Genomic DNA, 22,774 nt, shown 5'->3' with positions numbered 1-22,774 from the left:
CCACCAAACCGAAGGCCAATCGAGGAACCCACAGAACAGATCCCCACCACCCGGAACCCCCACCATCCACCCTCCCCGAACCGGAAGGCGCCACCCGGAGCCCCCACCATCCGCCCTCCCCGAACCGAAAGGCGCCACCCGGAACCCCCACCATCCGCCCCCCGAACCGAAAGCCGCCAACCGGACGGGAGGGGCCGTGCCGGTATGTCCGCGCGCAGCTCGGCCCACCACGAGGGGCGTACAGGAGCTGTGGGCGACGACACACACGCGAGCACGGACATACCGGCACGGCCCCGCACCCACGCACCGGAGCGAGGGCGAAGGACAGCAACCCCCTGATGGCGGCCCGGACATGTAGCCTCCAGCAGCAACGGCACCCCGTTCCGCGGACGAAGGAGCACCATGACCACCGCCCCCACCCGGAGCGACCACCGGGTCAGCCCCGTCTTCGTAGGGATCGCGGCGGTCGCCGCGGCCTCGGGCTGGGCGGCCTGGACCGGCTTCGCGGACAACCCGGGCTTCGCCGTGTTCCTCTTCGTGACGGCGGCCTGGATCGTCTCGCTGTGCCTGCACGAGTACGCCCACGCCCGCACCGCCCTGCACAGCGGCGACATCTCCATCGGCGCGAAGGGCTATCTGACCCTCAACCCGCTCAAGTACACGCACGCACTGCTCAGCATCGTCCTGCCCGTACTGTTCGTGATCATGGGCGGCATCGGCCTGCCCGGCGGCGCGGTGTTCATCGAGCGGGGCCGCATCCAGGGCAGGTGGCGGCACAGCCTGATCTCGGCGGCGGGCCCGCTGACGAACGTGCTGTTCGCGGTGGTCTGCACGGCGCCGTTCTGGCTGGACGCCCTGGACGGCGTCCCGGACACGTTCCGGTACGCGCTCGGGTTCCTGGCCCTGCTCCAGGTGACCGCGGCGATCCTGAACTTCCTGCCGATCCCGGGCCTGGACGGCTACGGCGTGATCGAGCCGTGGCTGTCGTACAACATCCGCCGCCAGGTGGAGCCGTTCGCCCCGTTCGGCCTGCTGGCGGTCTTCGGCATCCTGTGGATCCCGGAGGTCAACGACGTGTTCTTCGACGCGGTGGACGCGATCCTGCGGGGCCTCGGCGTCACGGACTGGGACACCTACTGGGGCCAGCGTCTGTACCGCTTCTGGCAGGGCACCCCGGACATCCCCGTGATCAACGGTTAGCGGAGGCGGCCTCGTCGCGCTGCCGCAGGGCCTTGGCCCGGCGGACGTAGTACCAGGTCATGTTGGACGAGAGTCCGGCGAGGAGCACCCACACGATGCCGAGCAGGCTGCCCTGCGCGAAGGAGACCACGGCGGCGGCGACGGACAGGACGCAGACGACGAGGGCGTACAAGGCGAGGCGGGGCATGGGGTGCGGCTCCTGTTGCGGCATTCCGGCGGACGTACCGCACCAGTGTCCCCCATGCCCCGCGCGCGCAGGAACGCGGTGGCTGCACGTCGACTGCGCGTGGACTACACGCGGACTACACGTGGACTACACGTGGACTACACGTCGGTGACGCGCAGCCCGGCGTGCGCCTTGTACCGCCGGTTGACGGAGATCAGGTTGGCGACCAGGGACTCCACCTGGTGGGCGTTGCGCAGCCGCCCGGCGAAGACGCCGCGCATGCCGGGGATGCGCCCGGCGAGGGCCTGCACGAGGTCGGTGTCGGCGCGGCTCTCGCCGAGCACCATCACATCCGTGTCGATCTCGTCGATGGACTCGTCCTGGAGGAGCACGGCGGACAGGTGGTGGAAGGCGGCGGTGACGCGCGACTCGGGCAGAAGGGCGGCGGCCTGCTCGGCGGCGCTGCCCTCCTCGGGCTTCAGGGCGTACGCGCCCTTCTTGTCGAAGCCGAGCGGGTTGACGCAGTCGACGACGAGCTTGCCCGCGAGGTCGGCGCGCAGCGCTTCGAGGGTCTTGGCGTGCCCGTCCCACGGCACGGCGACGATGACGATGTCGCTGCGCCGCGCGCACTCGGCGTTGTCCAGGCCTTCGATGCCGAGGCCGAGTTCACCGGCGGCGGACGCGGCGCGCTCGGCGGCGCGCGAGCCGATGATCACCTTCTGGCCGGCGCGGGCGAGGCGGTAGGCGAGCCCGCGGCCCTGGTCGCCGGTGCCGCCGAGCACGCCGACGACGAGCCCCGACACGTCGGGCAGGTCCCAGGGGTCCTTGGCGGGCGCCTTCTGCACACTTTCCGTGGAAGTCATGGTGAGACCTTACGTCCGCACCACCGCACCGCCCGGACCGACCGCACCCACCCGGACCGACCGCGCTCACTCCGCCCGGCCGACCGCACTCACCCCGCCCGGCCGACCGCGCTCACCCCGCCCGGCCGACGGCGCTCAGTCCAGCCAGTGGAGCGGCACACGCCGGAAGGTGACGGTCTCGTAGGCGCTGAAGTCCCCCGTCTCGTACAGGAGCCCGACGGCGTCCTCGTCGAGGCGGGCGAGGTCGGAGTAGGCGGCGGGCAGGCCGTCGACGGTGTGGGCGGGGTGCCAGGTGGTGCCGCCGTCGTAGCTCTTGCGGATGCTCATCTGGGCGCGGAAGCCGGGGTCGGCGGGTCCGGAGTACAGCAGCAGGTCGGGGTCGACGAGCTGCAGCACGCTGGCCTCGACGACGGGGCCGGTGAGGCAGGACTGGGGCCGGAAGGGCTTGACGAGGCTCTGGCCGCCGTCGTGGGAGTGGGCGTCGGCGCGGGTGCCGGGGGCGGGTGAGTCGTTGCGGGTGTTGAAGTAGACGCGGCCGTCGGGGAGTTCGGCGGCGGTGGTCTCGTTGACGTTGATGTAGCCGTTGGTGTTGTCGTCGACGTAGCCGATGCGCCAGTTCTGGCCGCGGTCGTCGCTGAGGAGGCAGTGTCCGCCGTTGTACTTGCCCTCGGTGCCGTTGTCGGTGCCGGTGGGCGGCAGGGAGTGGTTGGCGGGGACGACGACGCGGCCGCCGCGGAGCTGGATGGCGTGGCCGGGGGTGGTGGCGTACCAGCGCCAGGAGGTCTTCTTCGTCTGCTTGGTGATCTCGCGGGCGGCGGACCAGGTGAGGCCGTCGTCGTCGCTGTGGCGCACCCAGACGCGGCGGCCGTCGGCGGCGCTCACCCGGCCGCGCCGGATGGCGTCCTCGGTGGCCGCGGCGGCGTTCCTGACGTGTACGAGGAGGATCCGGCCGGTGTCGAGGACGACGGGGGCCGGGTTCCCGGCGAGGTCGGTGCCGTTGGCGCCGACGACCTGGAGGGGGCCCCAGGTGCGGCCGCCGTCGACGGACCGCTTCAGGACCACGTCGATGTTCCCGAAGTCCTCCTGCGAGCCGACGCGGCCCTCGCAGAAGGCGAGGACCGTACCGGCCTGCGTCACGACCACGGCGGGGATACGGAAGCTCGCGTACCCCTCGCGGCCGGCGCGGAAGGGGACGGACGTCTCGACGGTCTCGGTTGTCTCAGCTGTCTCCACTGGCATGCGTATCCCTTCCCCGACACGGGGGAATTCGGGGTGAATTCCCGCTGACGAATCTCCCGTTGGGGCAGTATGCGCCCCCGTGGACGCCGTACGCGTCGCGCTGCTGCGCGAAGTTCTCGCCGGGACCGAATGGCCGGGCGCCACCCGCCGCTTCGCGGGCGCGCTGCGGGCCAGCGTCGTGCCGCACGGCGGTGGTCTGCTGCTCGTGGGCACGCGGGAGTACGAGCCGTGGCACCTGGCGGCGCACCTCGTGGACGAGGCCGCCTGGTCCGGCACGCCGGAGCTGACGCCCACGCTCGTGCGGCACCGGCCGCGGCCGGACGCGCCCGCGCAGCTGTCGGTGGGCCTCGGCAGGATCGAGGCGGCGCGGCGCGGGGAGACGCTGCTGGTGGTGGCGCCGACCGCGCCTCCGGCGGGGCTGCTGTCGCGGGTGCACGACGCGCGGCGGGCGGGGGCGGCGGTGTTCGCGCTCGGGGAGCGGGACGGCGATCTGGGCGGGCTCGCCCATGAGTCGCTGACGGTGCCGGAGGCGGCGGGCCTCGATCTGGACACCGTCCAGCACCTGGTGAGTGCGGCGGCGGGCGAGAACAGTCTGCCCGCGCCGCGGGGGCGGCGCCGGTTCCGCGACCGGCTCTCGCGGCTCGCGGACCAGCTGACGGTGGCGCCGCCCGCGCGTTGGTAGCGCGGCCGTTTCGGGTGCGGTCCGGTGGGGCCGGCCCTGTCCCGCCACTACCGCGGCGGACATCTCCCACCCCTCCCCCAAGCTCTTGAAGAGCAGGGGACCCCCATCCCGTTTCCACCCGGCCGCGCAGGGAACGCCGCCTGCGGGGTTGCCCACCGTCGGCGAGTGCGTGTGCGTCCTGGCCCCTGGCCAGAGCCCCGGCCCGGCTCCGCCCTGGAACAATTCGTTTGCTCCGTGCCCGCTCCCCCGTTGAACATGTCCCTTCGTGAAACGTTTCGCCGCGATCCTGCCCGACCTCTCCCCGTGGCACTCCACCCGCGACTTCCGGCTCCTCTGGGTGCAGGGCCTGGTCACCTACTTCGGCAGCTTCATGGCGATGATCGCCCTGCCGCTCCAGATCAAGCACCTCACCGACTCGCCGCTCGCTGTCGGTGCGATGGGGGCCGTCGAGCTGATTCCGCTGATCGTCTGCGGGCTGTACGGCGGGGCGCTCGCGGACGCGGTGGACCGGCGCAAGGTGATCCTGCTGACCGAGGCGGCGCTCGGTTTCCTGGCGCTGATCCTGTTCGTGAACGCGCTGCTGCCGGAGCCGATGCTGTGGCCGCTGTACGTCGTCGCGGCCGGGGTCTCGGGCCTCGCCGGGCTCCAGCGGCCGGCGCTCGACTCGCTGATGGCCCGGATCGTGCCGCACGACCAGCTCACGGCCGCCGCCGCGCTGAACTCGCTGCGCTGGAACGTCGGCGCGATCGCCGGTCCGGCGCTCGCGGGTGTCGTCGTCGCCTACGCCGGGCACGCGTCGGCGTACGCGGTGACCGTCGTCGGCTTCGCCGTCTCCGTGCTTTTGTGCACCCGGCTCTCGCCCGCGCCCGCTACGCACGGGGCGCAGAAGCCGTCCCTTCGAGGGCTCGCGGAGGGGGCGCGGTACGCGTGGTCGCGGCCCGTGCTGCTCGGTACGTACGCCATCGACGGGGTCGCGATGCTGTTCGCCTTCCCGAACACGATCTTCCCGTTCCTCGCGGACGATCTGGACGCCGAGTGGTCGCTCGGGCTGATGTACGCCGCCGGGGCCGTCGGGTCGCTGCTCCTCAGCCTCACCAGTGGGTGGACGTCCCGGGTGCGGCGGCACGGGGTGCTCGTCGTGTGCGGCGCCGCGGGGTGGGGGCTCGCCATCACCCTGGCCGGGGTGCTCGGCAATGTGTGGCTGGTCCTGTTGTGTCTGGCTCTCGCCGGGGCCGGGGACATGCTGAGCGGCCTGGCCCGCTCCACGATCTGGAACCAGACGATCCCCGACGAGCTGCGGGGGCGTCTCGCCGGGATCGAGGTCCTGTCCTACAGCGTCGGCCCCCAGCTCGGCCAGGTCCGCGCAGGCGCAGCGGCGGGCTGGACCGGCACGCGCCCGGCGATCTGGTCCGGCGGCCTCGTCTGCGTCGGCGCGGTGGCAGCCCTGTCCGCCGCCTTGCCGTCCCTCCTGCGGTACGACGCGTCGACGGACGCCGACGCCCGCCGCCGCAGGGAGGCCACGGAGGCGGCGGCCGCCTAGGCCGACTGGGGCGCCCCCGGCATTCCACGGTGACGAGCCGCACCGACGCCGCTGGCGGCAGCGGGAATCCAACCCGCAGCCGCCGACGGCGGGCAACCCCCGCAGGCTGCGTTCACCGTGCGGCCGGGTGGCAACGGGGTGGGGGGTCCCCCTGCTCTTCAAGAGCTTGGGGGGGAGGGGTGGGAGATGCCCGCCGCGGTGGCGGCGGGACAGGAAACCCCCGGCGCGCCGCCGGCGAGCCTCAGTCCTCCTCGCCCCGCGCGGCGGAATCGTGCCAGCGCGGATCGGTGTCCCATTCGAGGTTCCGCTCAGCGGCGGTCTCCATCGCACGGACGGCCTCATCCCGGGAGGCGTAGGGACCGAAGCGGTCCTTGCCGGGACAGTCCGGCCCCTCCTCGACCTTCTTGTGCTCCAGGCAGTAGTACCACTCACCCGGCTTGCCGACGGTCCGCTTCTTGAACAGGGCCATGTCCGGCTCCTCTCTCTCCCGCCATGCTGCCCCACGGGCGCTCGTTAGACTCGCTGACATGTCTGGCCAGTCACTGCTCGTACCAGGGGAGCTCTCTCCCGCCCGCCCCGTGCCCGGAAACATCAGGCGCCCGGAGTACGTCGGCAAGCCCGCGCCGACTCCGTACAGCGGACCGGAGGTGCAGACCCCGGAGACCATCGAGCTGATGCGGACCGCGGGCCGCATCGCCGCGCGCGCGATGGCGGAGGCCGCGAAGGCGATCGCGCCCGGCGTGACCACCGACGAGCTGGACCGTATCGCACACGCGTACATGTGCGACCACGGCGCCTACCCGTCGACGCTCGGCTACCGCGGCTTCCCGAAGTCGCTGTGCTCGTCCGTCAACGAGGTCATCTGCCACGGCATCCCCGACTCCACCGTCCTGAAGGACGGCGACATCATCAACCTGGACGTCACGGCGTACATCGGCGGCGTGCACGGCGACAACAACGCGACGTACCTCGTCGGCGACGTGGACGAGGAGTCGCGGCTCCTCGTCGAGCGCACCCAGGAGTCCCTGAACCGCGCGATCAAGGCGGTCAAGCCCGGCCGCCAGATCAACATCATCGGCCGGGTCATCGAGTCGTACGCCAAGCGCTTCGGCTACGGGGTCGTGCGCGACTTCACCGGCCACGGCATCAACACGTCGTTCCACTCCGGCCTGATCGTCCCGCACTACGACAGCCCGCACGCGACGACGGTCATCCAGCCCGGCATGACGTTCACGATCGAGCCGATGCTGACGCTCGGCACGCACGAGTACGACATGTGGGACGACGGCTGGACCGTGGTGACCAAGGACCGCAAGCGGACGGCGCAGTTCGAGCACACGCTGGTGGTGACGGAGACCGGCGCGGAGATCCTCACGCTGCCGTGAGCCACGAGCGTGCGCGTGAGCGCGCGCCGAAGAAGGCCATGGCCGGGGCCGCTCCGGGCGGCGGACCAGAACGTTCTGGTCCGCCGCCCGGAGCGGCCCCTTTTTGATCGTTTACGCATCCCCGACGGGGAACGGGGTAGCGTTTTTACCGACAGGATGTCGGGAACCAGTTGACTTAGGTAAGCCTAACCTTGGATGATCGGTCCTGGCCACACCGCTTTCCCGCCCTTCCTCGGCTCCGGAGGTCCCATGGACACGGCGATCACTCAGCCCCCCACGTTCTCGACGCTCATCCGCACCGCGTCCCACGAACAGCACACCGAGGCGGAGTCGTCGACGTTCATGAGCGACCTGCTCGGCGGCCGCCTCGACGTGAGCGCGTACGCGCGGTACACGGAACAGCTGTGGTTCGTGTACCGCGCGCTGGAGGACGGCGCCGCCGGCCTCGCCGACGACCCGGTGGCGGGACCGTTCATACGGCCCGAGCTGGCGCGGGTGGCCGAGCTGGAGCGTGACCTCGCCCATCTCCGGGGCCCCGACTGGCGCGCGGGCCTCACGGCCCTGCCCGCCACGGCGGCGTACGCGGCACGGGTCGAGGAGTGCGCGCGCACGTGGCCCGGCGGCTATGTCGCCCACCACTACACGCGCTATCTCGGGGACCTGTCCGGCGGGCAGATCATCCGCGGCAAGGCCGAGAAGACCTGGGGCTTCGACCGCAAGGGCGACGGCGTGCGGTTCTACGTCTTCGAGGGCATCGCCAACCCCGCCGCCTTCAAGCGGAGTTACCGCGAACTGCTCGACGGCCTCGACGTGGTCGTGCCGGACGAGCTGGAGAAGCAGCGGATCGTGGACGAGTGCAAGCGGGCGTTCGCCCTGAACACGGCGGTCTTCCGGGAGCTGGGGGCCGAGTTCCCGCTGTCGGCCTGACCGCCTGACCGCCCGCCCCTGCCCCCTGCCCCCTGCCGATGGACGGCTCGCGCTGGGCGCGCGTCCTCAAGCGGCGGACAGGCTCCAGGCGCCCGCCCGACGTATCCCGACGTATGCGGTCATGCGCATCAGATCAGATCCGGCTGCCGGGGGAACGTCACCCGGCCGCCCAGTTCGATGAAGTCGTCGGGGCCCGGGGCCGTGAGCAGCTGGGAGCCGCGGCCCTGGGTGATGTTCAGGGCGCGGCCGAGCTCGCGGGTGAGCAGCAGCGCCGCCGCCCCGGTGGCCTCGTCCTCGGTGATGCCGTCACCCCGCCCGGGAAAGCCCCGCGCGCGCACGCGCCCCGCCGCCTCGTCCTCCCACGCCCACGCGTAGATCCTCCCCCACTGCCCTGACGGCGTGGGAGGTGCCCCCACCCCCGCGGGCGGCACGGCGAGCGCCTCCACCTCGGCCGCGGACGCGTACCGCCGCAGGGTCCGCTCCGGCACCCAGTCGGCCCGCGCCACGATCCAGCTGAACTCGCCGTCCTGGTGGGCCTCGACGACCCCGGCGGCGGTGACGATCTCGGGCACGTCGAGCAGCCAGGCCGCGCCGACGCACGGGTACCCGGCGAACGGAAGCCGCGTCGAGGGTGTGTAGATGTCGATGGCCCCGCGCTCGGGGTCGTCGACGAACACCGTCTCGCTGAAGCCGAGTTTGGCGGCGAGCGCCTGCCGGTCCGCGCGCTCGGGCACCCGTGAGCCGTCCCGTACGACGCCGAGCTCGTTGCCGTACCGGCCGTCCGGGGCGCAGAAGACCCGCAGGACGTCGATGCCGTGGTGGACGTCGGGCAGGCCCGCCGTGTCCCGCGTGTCCGGCCCGCCCCACGCGCCCGTCACGTCCCACGCCACCGGCTTGTCCGAACTGCCCGACCTGCCCGACCCACCCGGTCCGTCCGGCTCACCCGGTCCACCGGGTCCTTCCGGTCCACCGGACCCGTCCGGCGGGCCGTGCTGCTCGCGCGTGCCGTGTTCGTTCGCTGCGTTCACCCGGGCATTGAAGCATCATGCGCCCCATGCGCCCCACCCGCGCACACGCCCGACGGCGGGCACCCCGCGCCCCAAGCGCCGGGTGCCCGCCGTCAGTTCAGCCGGTACGGACCGTGCTGCCTCTCGGACCTCTCGGACCCCTCAGACCTCTCAGGCCCTCAGACCCGCCGTGCCGCTCACGCGTGGCGGCCCGGCTGGACGTCGTGGCGACGCCGCGCCGCGTACACGACCCCGGCCCCGGCCACGACCACCGCGCCCGCGGCACCGAGCAGCGCACCCGACGGCGTGCTCGCCCCCGTCGCGGCGAGCGACCCGTCGTCGCCGACCGAACCGCCGACCGAACCGCCCCCGGCGGCCGCGCTGTCGGCGCCCGCGCCCGAGTCGGCAACGTCACCGGATCCGCCCGCGGGAGCGGGGATGTTGGCCCCGGCGGACAGGGTGAGCGCGACCGTCAGCGGGTCGAACTTGTCGCCCTTCTTGTACGGCGCCCCGCCCTCCTCGCTCTCGAACTGCTCGGCACCCGCCGCCGTGAGCCGCGTGGGCACCTTGCTGAGCTGGACGACGTCGTTCTTCGCCTTGTACGAGGCGCGGGAAAGGTCGAGGGTCGCGAACTTCACGTCGTCGCTCGTGCGGCCCTGGGCCTTCACGTCCACGGTGAGTGTGCCGGTCTTGCCGCGTGCCTTGACCTTGAAGTCGCTGAACTTCATGTCGATGCCGTGGCCCTTGTACAGGAACCGCACGCTGCCACCGAAGGACGCGTCGACCTTCTTGGCCCCGGCGTTCCAGGTCGCCTTGGAGTGCGGGAAGGCGTACCCGGCCGAGGTCTTCTTGGCGCCGCCGGACGTCTGCACGCTGCCGCCCGTGGAGATGTAGCGGCGGAAGGACTCCTTCAGGCCCCAGGACAGCTTGCCGCCGACGACCTTGCCGCCCGTGCCGGACGACGGCTTCGACGTCGGCTTCGTGGGCGTGGGCTTGGCGGTCGGCTTCGTCGGCTTGGACGTCGGCTTCGTCGGCGTGGGCTTGGGGGTCGGCTGCGGGGCGGGGCCGCCGGTCTTCACCGTCAGGGTGGCCGGGTCGAGCGCCTGGCCCTCCTGGTACATGCCGTTGAACGCCTTGGCGCCCTTGGCGGTGAGCGCCGTCGGGATGTCCTTGAACGTCATCGCGCCGCCCGCGCCCTGACCGGGCCTGACCTCGCTGAGGTCGAGGGTCGCGAGGTCGATGTCGTTCTGCTTGGCGCCGTTGAGGGTGACGTCGGCCTGGATGGCCCCCGTCTTGCCCTTGGTGTGCACCTTGACGTCGGCGATGCTGATGTCGAACTTGTGCTGCGTCGAGGTGAAGCGCACAGCGCCCTTGAAGCCGGCCTTCAGGGCGTGGTCGGCCAGTTCGTACGTGCCCTTGCCGCCGGTGAAGGTGAACACCCCGTTGTCCGGCGCCTGCTCGGCACCGCCGTCGGCCGTGATCTTGCCGTGCGCCATGCCCGTGACGTACTTCCGGAAGGACTCCTTCAGGCCCCAGTCCAGGGTGCCGTCCGTGATCGTGAAGGCCGGGGGCGCCTTCTGCTCGGCGGCCGTGCGGGGCGTGCCGGACGCGGCCTCCGAGGGCGCGTCGGCGGCGACGGCGGGCAGGGCCAGCGCGGCGGTGCCCAGGGCGACGGCCGTCGCGACGGCGGCCGCGCGGGCTATGGGGCGACGGGTGACTGCCATGGTCTGTGTGCTCCTCGGGGAGGGATAAGGGGAACAGGGAGTGGGGGCAGGGAGAACAGGGAGTGGGGGGTGGGGAGAACAGGGAGCGGGGGCGGGGAGTCGCGGAGGGGATGGGTGGGGACGGGGAAGCGGGTGGGCGAGGGAGCGGCGGCGGCGCTCAGCCGGTCGGGGCCCCGGGGCCTGCGGAAGCGTCGCCTCCGTCACCCCCGGCGGACTCGGCGGACCCGGCGGACTCGGCGGACTCGGCAGCCGCCGCCCTCGCGGCCCGGCGGCGGCGTTCGAAGCGGAACGCGAACGCCGCCGCGACGAGCAGCGCCGCGACCGCGGCGAGCGTGACGGGCAGCGCCTTGGACGAGCCGTCGGAGTCCTCGGAGTCGGCGGATTCCGGCTTCGCCGCCATCTTCTGCTCGCCGTCGGACGCGGCGTTCTTCGGGGCCGGGTCGGAACCGAGGTCCGGCAGCGCGGGCAGCTTCGCCTTGTCGTCGACGGCCACGGCCAGCGAGACGGGGTCCATGGCGGTGCCCGGCTCGTACAGGGAGCCGAACGCCTCGGCGCCGTCGGCGGTGAGTTTCGCGGGGGCCTCGGTGACGGCGATGAGGCCGTCGCGCGGCTTGAGTTCCTTCAGCTCCGCGGCCGCGAAGGTGACGAGCGGGGCCTTCTTCTTCCGGAACTTCCCGCCGTCGACGTCGGCGTACAGCGTGCCCTCGCCGCCCTTCACGGCGACGGCGACCTCGCTCAGCCGGATGTCGAGCCCGTGCTCGCCGGTGAAGCGGACGGCACCGGCGAAGTCCGCGGCCAGGGTGTGCTTCTTCTTGTCGTACGAGCCCTCGCCCGCGGGGAAGCGGAACAGCGCGCCGCCGTCCTCGGCACCGGACGACAGCGTCCACTTGCCCTTGGCGATGGTCCCGGAGACGTACTCGCGGAAGGTGCGGCGCACGCCCCAGTCGACGGCGGCGTCCTCGATGCGCCCGACGGCCCGGTCCTTCTTCCCGTCGGCCCCGGACTTCTTCTCGCCGGGCTTCTTCGACGGCTTGTCGTCGGACGCGTCGGACCCGCCGGGCTTGTCGGCGCCGCCGGAGCCCGTGACCAGGTCCGTGGACAGGCTCACCGGGTCGAGCCGGGTGCCGGCCGTGTAGTAGCCGGCGAAGGCCTTGGCACCCCGCGAGGTGAGCGTGGCGGGCAGGTCGGTGAGGGCGATGGGACCCGTGCCGCCCTTCATGCCGATGCCCGAGACGTTCAGGTCGGCCAGGGGCACCTGGGCGGTCGAGGTGACCTTGCCGGTGCCCTTCTCCTTGCTGACCATGTCGGCGTAGAGCGTGCCGGAGCCGCCGGAGACCTTGATTGTGGGGCGGCTGATGGTCAGGTCGAGGGCGTACGAGCCGCCCTTCTTATGGCCGGTGAAGTGCACTCCCCCCGAGAAGGCGGCGGTGAACGCGCCGGTGTCGGGGTCGTAGGAGCCCTTGGCGGAGTGGAAGCGGAACTGGCTGCCGCCGACCGTGGCCGCGCCGCCCTTGAGGTTCCAACTGCCCTGGGCGATGGGCCCGGTGACATAGCTCTGGAAGGAGGACTTGATGCCCCAGTCGAGCCTGCCGCCCTGCACGGTGCGCGGCTTCGCGTGCGCGGCGGTCATCGGGAGCAGCGCTCCCAGGAGCGCGGCCAGGACGGCCACGGCTCCCACGCGTGCGCCGCGGCGCGTGCGCGGCTGTCTGGGCGACGGCATCGGTCCCCTCCCGGTCTGGCCAATAAGGTAAGGCTAACCTAAACTACGATCATCGTGGCGCGGAACCCCACGCCACAGCCACCCCGGCCGTTCGGGACACCGCGCGTGCCTCGGCCCCCAACAGCACGACAGGACGGTGGACTTCGGTGCGCAAGCCGCGCTCGCTCCGTATCGGTGGTCTCGTCAGCGCGGTGACCGCCGCGCTCGCGCTCACCCTCGCCGGGTGCGGCTCGTCCGGCGGCGACGGCGGCACGGGGGACGGCGGTACGCGGGCCAAGGCCGCGCCGGCCGACCGCGTCGAACCGCTCGCGGCCAGGGCGACGCCGAAGCTGCCCGCGACCGTGAAGTCCGCCGACGGCAAGCGGGTCACCGTCGAGGACACTCGCCGGATCGTGCCGCTGACCGGCAGCCTGAACGAGATCGTGTTCACGCTCGGGCTCGGCGAGAACGTGGTGGCGCGCGACATCACCGCCACCTTCGACCAGGCGAAGAAACTGCCGGTGGTGACGCGCGCCCACGACGTCTCGGCGGAGAGCGTCCTCTCCCTGAAGCCGACGGTCGTCCTCGCGGACACCACCACGGGCCCCGCCGAGGCCATCGACCAGATCCGCGCGGCGGGCGTCCCCCTCGTGGTCCTCGAACCGGCCAAGAGCCTCGCCGACGTGGGCCCCCGCATCGAGGCGGTGGCCCGCGCCCTCGGCGTCGAGAAGGCGGGCGCCGCGCTCAAGTCCCGTACCGAGGACCGCATCGCGAAGGTGCGCGCGACCGTTCCGAAGCAGTCGAAGAAGCCCCGGGTCGCCTTCCTCTACCTGCGCGGCTCCGCGTCCGTCTATCTGCTCGGCGGGCGCGAGTCCGGCGCGGGCTCGCTCCTGGAGGCGGCGGGCGCGGTGGACGCGGGCAAGGCGTCGGGCCTGAAGAAGGACTTCACGGCCATCACCAGCGAGGCCCTTGCCAAAGCCGCGCCGGACGCCGTCCTGGTGATGTCGAAGGGCCTGGACTCCGTGGGCGGGCTCGACGGCCTGGTGAAGATCCCCGGCGTGGCCGAGACGCCCGCGGGCATGGACCGCCGGGTGGTGTCCATCGAGGACGGCGTCCTGCTCAACTACGGCCCCCGCACCGACCAGGTCCTCAAGTCCCTGGTGGACCAGCTCCACAAGGACGCCAAGTGACGCTCGCCGCACGACCGGGCGCGGGCTCGGACACCGGGCCGAAAACCGACCCGGCCCGCGCCACGACCGGCCCCACGGACACGGACCCGGCCCCGGGCACGGCCGCCGAAGCACCCTCCCCCGGCCCGCGCCCCGCCCGCCGCGGCGCCCCCTTCCTCCTCACCACCGCCCTCGCCGCCGCGCTCCTGTTCCTCGCCCTGCTCTCCGCCGGGATCGGCGCGTACGACATCCCCCTCGGCGACGTACTCGCCTCCGTCCAGCACCGCGTCGGCCTCGGCGGACACACCCTGGACCGGGTCGGCGAGAGCGTGCTGTGGAACGTGCGGCTCCCGCGGGTGGTCCTCGCGCTGCTCGTGGGCGCGTCCCTCGGGTGCGCGGGCGCCCTGATGCAGGGCGTGTTCGGCAATCCGCTGGCCGAGCCGGGCGTCATCGGCATCTCCTCGGGCGCGGCCGTCGGCGCGGTCGCCTCCATCGCCCTCGGGTTCAGCTTCTTCGGCAACTGGACCGTCACCGTCTGCGCGTTCGTCGCCGGACTCGCGACGGTGCTGCTCGTGTACGTCCTGTCGCGCGACAAAGGCCGCACGGAAGTCGTCACCCTCATCCTCACCGGCATCGCCGTGAACGCCTTCGCGGGTGCCCTCATCGGCCTCTTCCTCTTCTTCGCCGACAACGCGCAGGTCACCCAGATCACGTTCTGGCAGCTCGGCTCGCTGGCGCAGGCCACCTGGCCGAAGGTGCTCGCCGTGCTCCCGTGCGCGGCGGCCGGACTCCTCCTCGCGCCGCTGTACGCCCGCAAGCTGGACCTGCTCGCCCTCGGGGAGCGGCCCGCGCGCCACCTGGGCGTGGACGTGGAGCGGCTGCGGATGGTGCTGGTGCTCGTGGTGGCGCTGCTCACGGCCGCGGCCGTCGCGGTCGCGGGGATCATCACGTTCGTGGGGCTGCTCGTGCCGCATCTGCTGCGGATGGCGGCGGGTCCTGGGCACCGGTTCCTGGTGCCGGGCAGCGCGCTCGGCGGGGCCGTCGTCCTGGTCGGCGCGGACCTGGCGGCGCGCACGGTCGCCGCGCCCGCCGAATTGCCGCTCGGCGTACTCACCGCGCTCTTCGGCAGCCCCTTCTTCTTCTGGCTGCTGCGCAGGACCCGCCGCAAGCAAGGGGGCTGGGCATGATCGCGGCACTCAGCAAGCGGATCTTCGGGGTACGCGACCGGGTCCTGCCCGGCCCCGTCGAGCCGGGCGAGGTGCTCGCCGAGACGGCGGACCTGCGGGTGCGGCTCGGCGGCCGCGAGGTGCTGCGGGGCGTGAGCGTGGCGGCCCACGCGGGCGAGGTGCTCGCCCTCGTCGGCCCCAACGGGGCGGGCAAGTCCACCCTGTTGGCCGCGCTCGCCGCCGACCTGTCCGCCGACGGGGGCACCGTGTCCGTCTGCGGCCGCCCGGCCCCGAACTGGCCCGCGCGCGAACTCGCCCTGCGCCGGGCCGTCCTGCCGCAGTCGGCCGCCCTCTCCTTCCCCTTCCCGGTCGAGGACGTCGTCCGGATGGGCCGGGCACCCTGGGCCGGGACGCGTCTCGCGGACGACGACGACCGGATCGTGCGCGAGGCGATGGCGGCGACCGAGGTGGGCGCATTCGCGGACCGGCCGTTCTCCGCGCTCAGCGGGGGCGAGCGGGCGCGGGTGGCCCTCGCCCGGGTGCTCGCCCAGCGCGCCCCGCTGCTGCTGCTCGACGAGCCGACGGCCGCGCTCGACCTGCGCCACCAGGAGCTGGTCCTGCGCGTCTGCCGGGAACGGGCCGCCGCGGGCGACGCGGTGGTGGTCGTCCTGCACGACCTGGGTCTCGCGGCGGCCTACGCCGACCGCGTGGTGATCCTCGACGGCGGGGTCGTCGCGGCCGACGGGGCGCCCGCCGACGTCTTCGAGGACGGGCTGCTCTCGGACGTGTACCGGCAGCCCATCGAGGTGCTCCCGCACCCGCGGACCGGGGTACCACTGGTCACCCCGCTGCGCACCATCACTTGACCTGCGCTTTACCTCTCCATGAATAAGTCCGAAGTAAGGGTCGGTTAAGTTAGGCCCACCTCACTGGCCCGACACGCCAGTTCTTCTGTGTGCCTTCGTGCCAGTTCCCCCCTTGGAGTTCCCGTGCGCCGCGCCCGTCTCACCGCCCTCACCGCTGTCACGACGGCGGCGGCGCTGGCCGCCGTCACGGGCTGCACGGAGAAGAGCAAGGCGGGCGACGACGCGGTCAAGGTCACCGCGAGCGACAACAAGTGCGAGGTGTCGAAGAAGGAGTTCCCGGCCGGCCACGTCGAGCTGGCCGTGGAGAACAAGGGCTCCAAGGTCACCGAGGTGTACATCCTGTTCCCGGACGACCGCATCGTCACCGAGCGGGAGAACATCGGCCCCGGCACCAAGCAGAACCTGACCGCCGAGGTGAAGGCGGGCGCGTACCGCATCGCCTGTGTGCCCGGCATGAAGGGCAAGGGCATCCGCCAGGACGTCAGGGCCACCGGCGGCGGCAAGCTCGCCGAGCGCGACCCGCGCCTGGACAAGGCCGTCGCCGAGTACCGCGCGTACAGCCAGGCGCAGGCCGACGAGACGCTGCCCAAGGTGAAGGTGTTCACCGACGCCGTGCGCAAGGGCGACCTGGTGGCCGCCAAGAAGGCGTACGCGCCCTCCCGCATCGGCTGGGAGCGCACCGAGCCGGTCGCGGAGTCCTTCGGCGACATCGACCCGAAGGTCGACGTGCGTGAGGACGGCTTGGAGGAGGGTCAGGACGTCGAGAAGGACTGGACGGGCTGGCACCGCCTGGAGCGGGCGCTGTGGCAGGACAAGAAGATCGGGCAGCGCGAGAAGGACCTCGCGACGCGGCTCGACAAGGACCTCACGGACTGGCAGAAGCGCGTCGGCAAGGCCGAGATCACGCCGACCTCCATGGCCAACGGCGCCAAGGAACTCCTCGACGAGGTCGCCACCGGCAAGGTCACCGGCGAGGAGGAGCGCTACTCCCACACCGACCTGGTCGACTTCAAGGCCAACGTCGAGGGCGCCGAGAAGGCGTACGCGCTCCTGAGGCCCGTCGCCGCCGAGAACGACCCGGCCCTGGCCAAGGAGCTGGACAAGCAGTTCGCCGCCCTGGACAAGCTGCTCGACAAGCACCGCGAGGACAAGGGCGGCGATGCCACCGACGGGCCGTACGCCTTCGTCTCCTACGACACGGTCGGCAAGGCGGACCGCAAGGAGCTGCAGGACGGCGTGAACGCGCTCGCGGAGCCGCTGTCGAAGCTGGCCGCCGCCGTGGTCAAGAAGTCCAAGTGAGGCGCGGCCGCACTTCGGGGAGGCACCACCATGGCTGAGCGAGAGAACACCGCCGGGACCGCCGGCACCACCGATTCCGCCGACCGCGCCGAGCCCGCCGACCGCACCACCACTACCGTCGGCTCCGGCGCCCCTTCGCGGCGCGCGCTGCTCGGCTGGGGCGGGGCCGGGCTCGCGCTCGGCGCCGCGGCGGCGGGCGGCGCGGTGGCGATGGCACGCTCGGACTCCGGCGACGACGTGGTGCCCGCGGGCGCGACCGGCGCCGCGGTCGGCTTCCACGGCACGCATCAGGCGGGCATCGCGACCCCGGTCCAGGACCGGCTGCACTTCGCGGCGTTCGACGTGAAGACGACCGACCGCGAGGAGTTCGTGGCGCTCCTGAAGGAGTGGACGCGGGCGGCGGCGCGGCTCACCGCCGGGCACGCGGTCGGCGAGGGCGCGTTCGGCGGGCTCGCCGAGGCGCCGCCGGACGACACCGGCGAGGCCCTCGGCCTGAAGCCCGCACGCCTCACCCTCACGATCGGCTTCGGCCCGTCCCTGTTCGAGAAGCACGGGAAGGCGTTCGGCCTGACCGGCGAGCGGCCCGACGCCCTGGTCGACCTGCCGAAGTTCCCCGGCGACAATCTGGACCGGGCCCGCAGCGGCGGCGACCTGTGCGTCCAGGCGTGCTCCGACGACCCGCAGGTCGCGGTGCACGCGATCCGCAACCTCGCCCGCATCGGCTTCGGCAAGGTCGCCGTCCGCTGGTCGCAGCTGGGCTTCGGCAAGACGTCGTCGACGACGCCCGAGGCCCAGACCCCCCGCAACCTGATGGGCTTCAAGGACGGCACCCGCAACATCTCGGGCACCGACGAGAAGGCGCTCGCCGAGCATGTGTGGGTCGGCGCGAAGGACGGTCCCGACTGGCTGGTCGGCGGCTCCTACCTGGTCGCCCGCCGCATCCGCATGAACATCGAGACCTGGGACCGCACCTCGCTCCAGGAGCAGGAGGACATCTTCGGCCGCGACAAGGGCGAGGGTGCCGCCGTCGGCAAGGCCAAGGAGCACGACGAGCCGTTCCTGCGGGCGATGAAGCCGGACGCGCACGTGCGGCTCGCGCACCCGAGGACCAACGGCGGCGCGACGATCCTGCGCCGCGGCTACTCCTTCACCGACGGCACCGACGGCCTGGGCCGCCTCGACGCGGGCCTGTTCTTCCTGGCCTACCAGCGCGACGTCCGCAAGGGCTTCATCCCGGTGCAGCGCTCCCTCGCGGCGTCGGACGCGCTCAACGAGTACATCCAGCACGTGGGTTCGGCGGTCTTCGCGATCCCGCCCGGGGTGCGGGACGAGAACGACTGGTGGGGCCGCGCGCTGTTCACCGGGGAGGCCTGAGGCGATGTTCGGCAACTATCTGATCGGTCTGCGCGAGGGCCTGGAAGCCAGCCTGGTCGTGTGCATCCTCATCGCCTACCTGGTCAAGACCGAGCGGCGGGACGCGCTGGTCCCGGTGTGGACCGGTGTCGGGGTCGCGGCGGGGATCTCGCTCGGCTTCGGCTGCGCGCTGACGTTCGGCTCCCAGGAGCTGACGTTCAAGGCGCAGGAGGCGCTGGGCGGTTCGCTGTCGATCGTCGCGGTGGCCCTGGTGACGTGGATGGTCTTCTGGATGCGGCGCACCGCCCGCCACCTCAGGGCCGACCTGCACGGCAAGCTCGACGCGGCGCTCCGGATGGGCACGGCGGCCCTGGTCGCCACGGCGTTCCTCGCGGTGGGACGCGAGGGCCTGGAGACCGCGCTCTTCGTGTGGGCCTCGGTGCGGGCGTCCAACGACGGCACGCACGCGCCGCTGGCCGGTGTGCTCCTCGGCCTGCTCACCGCGGTCGTCCTCGGCTGGCTGTTCTACCGCGGCGCGGTCCGCGTCAACCTGGCGAGGTTCTTCACCTGGACCGGCGCGATGCTGGTCGTGGTGGCGGCGGGCGTGCTCGCGTACGGCGTGCACGACCTGCAGGAGGCGGAGTTCATCGGCGGCCTGCGGAACAAGGCGTTCGACATCAGCACGGCGATCCCGCCGGACAGCTGGTACGGCACGCTCCTGAAGGGCGTGTTCAACTTCCAGCCGAACCCGACGGTCGTCCAGGTCGTGGTGTGGGCGCTGTATCTGGTGCCGGTGCTCGCGCTGTTCCTGGCCCCCGCCCGGCCGCGCACGCCCGCCCCGGAACCGGCGAATCGGGCCAGTGCGGACACCGCGACCAGTGCGGACACCGCGGGCTCTTGAGGACGTGTGCCGCGCTGCCGGAGCCCGGCGTCCGGCGCCTTCGCGGCCCCGATAGGGTTCGGGCCCGGGAAGGGGTAGGTGAAGGTATCCGATGAGCAGGGTTCGCAGGCTCGGCCGGCCGGTCTCGTACGCGGCGGCGGTGGCGGTCCTCTCGCTGACGGCGAGCGGATGCGTGACGGTGCACGGCGAGCGTGAGGTCGTGCGCACGGCCACCAGGGCCGAGGCCGCCCGCGCGCTGAAGGACTTCCTCACCGCGTACAACAAGGCGGACAAGGCGTACGACCCGGCGCTGAACGCCTCCCGCGTCACCGGGCCGCTCGGCGCCATCAACCAGGCGGGCCTGAAGGCACGGCACGTGCAGAACCCGGACGGCAACTCCCGGTACGTGCCGCTGGAGCTGACGGATGTGACGTACTCCATCCCCAAGAAGGCCGGCTGGCCGCGGTGGTTCGTCGTCGACGCGGAGGCCAACCGCAAGCCGCACGGCTACCGCTGGCTGCTCGCCTTCACCCGCGCGGACGCGGACTCCCTGTGGGAGGCGACGTACCTGAACCTGGTGCAGCCCGACCGGCTGCCCGAGCTGAAGAAGGACGAGGACGGCCACGTCGAGCCGGTCGACGTGGGCGGTGGGGGCCTCGCGGTGGCGCCGCGGCGGCTCGGCGGGGAGTACACCGCGTTCCTGAAGTCGGGCGGCGACACCTTCCGGCCCGGCCCGCACACCACGCAGTGGAAGGAGGCCCGCGACCGCAACAAGCGGCGCCTCGGCCTCGCCGTGCAGTACATCGACGAGCCGCGCGACAGCGGCTCGTTCGCCCCGCTCGGCCTGCGCACGAAGGACGGCGGCGCGCTGGTGTTCTTCGCCACCCACCACTACGAGAAGCAGACCGCGTCCAAGGGGCTCAACGTCACCGTGGACGCGGACGTGAAGGCCCTGATGAAGGGCGAGGCGAAGCAGTCCGTGATGCTGGAGCGCGTCTCGAACCAGTTGGCCCTCGATCCCAAGGGCACGGGCAAGGTGCGGATCCTCAGCCGGATGCAGGGCCTCGTCGGGGCGAAGGGCGAATGACGCGACGCCAGGACGGGCCCGGGGTCGGCCCGCCCTAGCCCCGCAGCCGCCAGGCGCCCGCGCCCGCCGTGTCGTCGGTGTCGTCATCGGGCTCCTGGGCGTACCGCGCGCACTCGTCGGTGAGGATCTCCAGGAGCGTCAGCGGGTCGGGCAGCGCGAACTCCGGTCCCCTGACCCAGCCGACGGCGAGGTCACCGGGCAGCCGCGCGGGCGGCACCAGGACGTACGACCCGCGGCAGTGCCAGCGCAGGCCGGGGTGCTCGTCCATCGTCTCCGGGTGGCAGTCCAGCTCGCACGGCCACCACTCGTCCTCGTCCTCGGGGGTGCCGCGGGTCGCCGTGAAGAACAGCATCCGGCCCTGGTCGCCCGTGCCCTCGGACTCCGCGACGGGGCCGACCTCCACATCGGCGGCGAGCAGCCGCACGAGGGCGGCGCGTCCCGCGTCGAGGGGGACGTCGAGGACGTCGTGCACCATGCCGGTCGCGGTGATGAAGTTGGCCCCCGGCTGGTGCCTGGCCCAGCGCTCGATCTGGGCACGGTCGGTGGTGGACTGCGTCTGCCAGGCGAAGGACACGGGGTGCCGGGCGGGGGTGGGACAGCCGATGCGGTCGCAGGAACATCGGTACCCGGCGGGGTGGGCGGCGGGGGCCAGCGGCAGCCCCGCGGCGGCGACGGCGAGCAGCAGGTCCTCGCGGCGGGCGCTCTCCGCGCCCGCGCTCGCGTCGGCGCCGGAACGCGCACGCCGACGGAGCCACTGGGAGATCCTGCCCTGCGCGCCGGACGTCCGGCCGAACTCTGCGCCCATCTATCCCCTCACCTCGCCATTGTGCGGAACAGCATGACCTATGGTCCCACCATCCTGCGCCCCGGGTGGCCGTAGTCCACATCCGGGGTACCTGGGGTGATGCCAGCCGCTGGGTGACATAACGCGTCATTTCACGCTGTGCGGCGAATCGCGCACCTACGGTGTTCGACATGGTCACTAGGACTGTGCTGACGGGACTCACCGCCCTCGCCCTCGCGGGCCCGGCCGGTTTCCTGACTCCCCTGGAGTGGGGCGGCGGCCCGCTCACCGTCGACGCGCTCCCCCGGATCGTCTACACCGCGCACCGGGGCGGCGCCCTGGAGGTCCCGGAGAACAGCATGTCCGGCCTGATGGCCGCCTTCGAGCGGCGCACGGCGCAGGTCATCGACGTGGACACCAGGATGCTGCGCGACGGCACGCCGGTGGTGATGCACGACGCGACCCTGGACCGCACCACGTTCTCGCGGGGGCCGGTGCGCGACCTGACCCTGCGGGACTGGCAGCGGGTGCGACTGCGGCCGCCGAAGGGCGTACCGGGCCGCTGGCGGGCCGAGCGGCCGCCGACGGTGGCGGAGGTCCTCGACCGCTTCGGCGGCCGCGTGGTGCTGATGCTGGAGGCCAAGGACCCGCAGAGCCTGACCCGGCTCGGCTCGATGATCCACGCGCGGGGGCTCGCCCGCTCGGTGTTCGTGAACACCAACAAGCCCTGGGTGGCCCGCCGCGCCCACCACCTGGGCCTGCTCGCCCAGCTGTGGCGCTCCCGGACGCAGCTGCGCACCGACCGGCCGCGGGAGTGGGCGTCGTTCGTGGACGTCCTCGACGTGGACTACAAGGCGCGGGACGCGGACCTGCTGCGGGCCGTCAACTCCGGCGTCCCCCGGGTGTGGGCGCACACCGTGACCACGCCGCGCCAGCGCGACCGGGTGCTCCGGCTCGGCTGCGGCGGCGTGATCACGGACGCGCCCGGGCTGCTCTCGCGCACGCCGGTCAGGAACCGGGCGAAGGCGGAGCGGGCCGGGGCGCCGTCCGCGGCGGCTCAGCGCGGCGCGATGCCGTACAGGGCGTACTCGACGAGGGTGTCGGTGTACTCGTAGCCGAGTGGGGCGGTGCGCTGGAGCCAGCGCTGGGCGAGCGGGCCGGTCCAGAGTTCGAGGGCGATGCGCGGGTCGACGTGCGGGGCGACCTGGCCGCGCTCCTGGGCGGCGCGCAGCCGGTCGACGTAGAGCTGGAGCTGGGGTTCGAGCAGTTTCTCGACGAATTCGGCGCCGAGCGCCTCGTTGACGACGCCCTCGGCGGCCAGGGCGCGGGCCGGGGCGTCGAACTTGGGGTTGGTCATCTCGTCGACGGTGGCGCGCAGGACGTACTTGAGGTCGGCCTCCAGGTCCCCGGTGTCGGGGATGGCGGTCGCGACCTCGTCGAGTCCCGCCTTCGCGCTCAGTTCGGCCGAGGCCTGCTCGGACAGGTCGAGGAAGGCGTCGAGGAGGACGGCGCTCTTGGAGGGCCACCAGCGGTAGATGGTCTGCTTGCCGACGCCGGCGCGAGCGGCGATGGCCTCGATCGTCATCTTGCCGTAGCCGACCTCGCCGACCAGGGAGAGGGCGGCCTCGTAGATCGCGCGGCGGGAGCGCTCGCTGCGGCGCGTGGAGTCAGGGGCGGTTTTCTGAGCCATGACAACGAATGTAGCAGCGCCACGAGACGCAGCGTCTCACCAGCGTCC

The 22,774-nt window shown here is 72.6% G+C and carries 22 protein-coding genes; 13 read left to right on the top strand and 9 right to left on the bottom strand.

Features of this window, described 5'->3' with window-relative positions; all coding sequences use genetic code 11:
- Positions 1 to 402: 402 nt before the first annotated feature.
- Positions 403 to 1,200, top strand: coding sequence for a site-2 protease family protein (locus QUY26_RS28760; protein ID WP_289951625.1), 798 nt, complete (start codon positions 403 to 405; stop codon positions 1,198 to 1,200).
- On the opposite strand, the gene QUY26_RS28755 is transcribed toward QUY26_RS28760, so the two are convergent.
- The 3 genes from QUY26_RS28755 to QUY26_RS28745 form a co-directional block, all read right to left on the bottom strand.
- Positions 1,190 to 1,387 (bottom strand): hypothetical protein, encoded by a 198-nt coding sequence (locus QUY26_RS28755; RefSeq protein ID WP_354670715.1) that lies wholly within the window; start codon positions 1,385 to 1,387, stop codon positions 1,190 to 1,192. The genes QUY26_RS28760 and QUY26_RS28755 overlap by 11 nt on opposite strands.
- 137 nt (positions 1,388 to 1,524) lie before the next feature.
- A complete protein-coding gene (npdG, locus tag QUY26_RS28750; RefSeq protein ID WP_289951622.1) occupies positions 1,525 to 2,229 on the bottom strand; it encodes an NADPH-dependent F420 reductase in 705 nt (234 codons plus the stop codon).
- Positions 2,230 to 2,364: 135 nt separating this feature from the next.
- Positions 2,365 to 3,468 carry a sialidase family protein gene (locus tag QUY26_RS28745; protein ID WP_289951621.1) on the bottom strand — a complete coding sequence of 368 codons (1,104 nt, stop codon included), beginning with the start codon at positions 3,466 to 3,468 and terminating at the stop codon, positions 2,365 to 2,367.
- A gap of 79 nt (positions 3,469 to 3,547) precedes the next feature.
- Between QUY26_RS28745 and QUY26_RS28740 the strand changes: the two genes are divergently transcribed.
- Both QUY26_RS28740 and QUY26_RS28735 read left to right on the top strand, forming a co-directional pair.
- The gene (locus QUY26_RS28740; RefSeq protein WP_289951618.1) at positions 3,548 to 4,150 is read left to right on the top strand and encodes a hypothetical protein; all 603 of its coding nucleotides are present in this window, start codon (positions 3,548 to 3,550) and stop codon (positions 4,148 to 4,150) included.
- Between the two features lie 265 nt (positions 4,151 to 4,415).
- Positions 4,416 to 5,690, top strand: coding sequence for an MFS transporter (locus QUY26_RS28735; protein ID WP_289951615.1), 1,275 nt, complete (start codon positions 4,416 to 4,418; stop codon positions 5,688 to 5,690).
- A 241-nt stretch (positions 5,691 to 5,931) separates the two neighbouring features.
- Here QUY26_RS28735 and QUY26_RS28730 read toward each other — a convergent pair whose 3' ends face one another.
- Positions 5,932 to 6,159, bottom strand: a complete 228-nt coding sequence (locus tag QUY26_RS28730) for a hypothetical protein (protein ID WP_289951613.1) — start codon at positions 6,157 to 6,159, stop codon at positions 5,932 to 5,934.
- Between the two features lie 58 nt (positions 6,160 to 6,217).
- Between QUY26_RS28730 and map the strand changes: the two genes are divergently transcribed.
- Positions 6,218 to 7,075, top strand: coding sequence for a type I methionyl aminopeptidase (gene map / locus QUY26_RS28725; protein ID WP_289951611.1), 858 nt, complete (start codon positions 6,218 to 6,220; stop codon positions 7,073 to 7,075).
- A 249-nt stretch (positions 7,076 to 7,324) separates the two neighbouring features.
- The gene (locus tag QUY26_RS28720) at positions 7,325 to 8,002 is read left to right on the top strand and encodes a heme oxygenase (biliverdin-producing) (protein ID WP_289951610.1); all 678 of its coding nucleotides are present in this window, start codon (positions 7,325 to 7,327) and stop codon (positions 8,000 to 8,002) included.
- Between the two features lie 128 nt (positions 8,003 to 8,130).
- Here the strand turns inward: QUY26_RS28720 and QUY26_RS28715 are convergent, their stop codons facing one another.
- The 3 genes from QUY26_RS28715 to QUY26_RS28705 all read right to left on the bottom strand — a co-directional run bounded on the left by QUY26_RS28715 (position 8,131) and on the right by QUY26_RS28705 (position 12,453).
- Positions 8,131 to 8,835, bottom strand: coding sequence for a PhzF family phenazine biosynthesis protein (locus QUY26_RS28715; protein ID WP_289956140.1), 705 nt, complete (start codon positions 8,833 to 8,835; stop codon positions 8,131 to 8,133).
- A 371-nt stretch (positions 8,836 to 9,206) separates the two neighbouring features.
- Entirely contained in the window at positions 9,207 to 10,733 is a 1,527-nt protein-coding gene (locus QUY26_RS28710) for an HtaA domain-containing protein (RefSeq protein ID WP_289951609.1), read from the bottom strand.
- Between the two features lie 157 nt (positions 10,734 to 10,890).
- The gene (locus tag QUY26_RS28705; protein ID WP_289951607.1) at positions 10,891 to 12,453 is read right to left on the bottom strand and encodes an HtaA domain-containing protein; all 1,563 of its coding nucleotides are present in this window, start codon (positions 12,451 to 12,453) and stop codon (positions 10,891 to 10,893) included.
- Between the two features lie 146 nt (positions 12,454 to 12,599).
- On the opposite strand from QUY26_RS28705, the gene QUY26_RS28700 reads away from it, so the two are divergent.
- From QUY26_RS28700 to QUY26_RS28670, 7 genes are all read left to right on the top strand, one after another.
- Entirely contained in the window at positions 12,600 to 13,622 is a 1,023-nt protein-coding gene (locus tag QUY26_RS28700) for a heme/hemin ABC transporter substrate-binding protein (protein WP_289951605.1), read from the top strand.
- Entirely contained in the window at positions 13,619 to 14,788 is a 1,170-nt protein-coding gene (locus QUY26_RS28695) for a FecCD family ABC transporter permease (protein WP_289951604.1), read from the top strand. Before QUY26_RS28700 ends, QUY26_RS28695 begins: the two co-directional genes overlap by 4 nt.
- Positions 14,785 to 15,633, top strand: coding sequence for a heme ABC transporter ATP-binding protein (locus tag QUY26_RS28690; RefSeq protein ID WP_289951603.1), 849 nt, complete (start codon positions 14,785 to 14,787; stop codon positions 15,631 to 15,633). Before QUY26_RS28695 ends, QUY26_RS28690 begins: the two co-directional genes overlap by 4 nt.
- Before the next feature lie 123 nt (positions 15,634 to 15,756).
- A complete protein-coding gene (efeO, locus tag QUY26_RS28685; protein WP_289951602.1) occupies positions 15,757 to 16,932 on the top strand; it encodes an iron uptake system protein EfeO in 1,176 nt (391 codons plus the stop codon).
- A 30-nt stretch (positions 16,933 to 16,962) separates the two neighbouring features.
- Complete coding sequence (efeB, locus tag QUY26_RS28680; protein ID WP_289951600.1) at positions 16,963 to 18,306, top strand: iron uptake transporter deferrochelatase/peroxidase subunit; 1,344 nt, start codon at positions 16,963 to 16,965, stop codon at positions 18,304 to 18,306.
- Between the two features lie 4 nt (positions 18,307 to 18,310).
- On the top strand, positions 18,311 to 19,186 hold the full coding sequence (gene efeU / locus QUY26_RS28675; protein WP_289951599.1) for an iron uptake transporter permease EfeU: 876 nt from the start codon (positions 18,311 to 18,313) through the stop codon (positions 19,184 to 19,186).
- A 91-nt stretch (positions 19,187 to 19,277) separates the two neighbouring features.
- The gene (locus QUY26_RS28670; RefSeq protein WP_289951597.1) at positions 19,278 to 20,252 is read left to right on the top strand and encodes a hypothetical protein; all 975 of its coding nucleotides are present in this window, start codon (positions 19,278 to 19,280) and stop codon (positions 20,250 to 20,252) included.
- A gap of 34 nt (positions 20,253 to 20,286) precedes the next feature.
- Here QUY26_RS28670 and QUY26_RS28665 read toward each other — a convergent pair whose 3' ends face one another.
- Positions 20,287 to 21,057, bottom strand: a complete 771-nt coding sequence (locus QUY26_RS28665) for a bifunctional DNA primase/polymerase (RefSeq protein WP_289951596.1) — start codon at positions 21,055 to 21,057, stop codon at positions 20,287 to 20,289.
- Between the two features lie 170 nt (positions 21,058 to 21,227).
- Between QUY26_RS28665 and QUY26_RS28660 the strand changes: the two genes are divergently transcribed.
- Positions 21,228 to 22,151: a glycerophosphodiester phosphodiesterase gene (locus tag QUY26_RS28660; protein ID WP_289951594.1), complete on the top strand. Its 924-nt coding sequence runs from the start codon at positions 21,228 to 21,230 to the stop codon at positions 22,149 to 22,151.
- Here QUY26_RS28660 and QUY26_RS28655 read toward each other — a convergent pair.
- Positions 22,094 to 22,726, bottom strand: coding sequence for a TetR/AcrR family transcriptional regulator (locus QUY26_RS28655; protein WP_289951593.1), 633 nt, complete (start codon positions 22,724 to 22,726; stop codon positions 22,094 to 22,096). The genes QUY26_RS28660 and QUY26_RS28655 overlap by 58 nt on opposite strands.
- Positions 22,727 to 22,774 lie beyond the last annotated feature (48 nt).

Source organism: Streptomyces flavofungini, from assembly GCF_030388665.1.
In the GTDB taxonomy this organism is placed as follows: Bacteria; Actinomycetota; Actinomycetes; order Streptomycetales; family Streptomycetaceae; genus Streptomyces; species Streptomyces flavofungini_A.
This window is presented reverse-complemented; position numbering and strand designations above follow the sequence as displayed.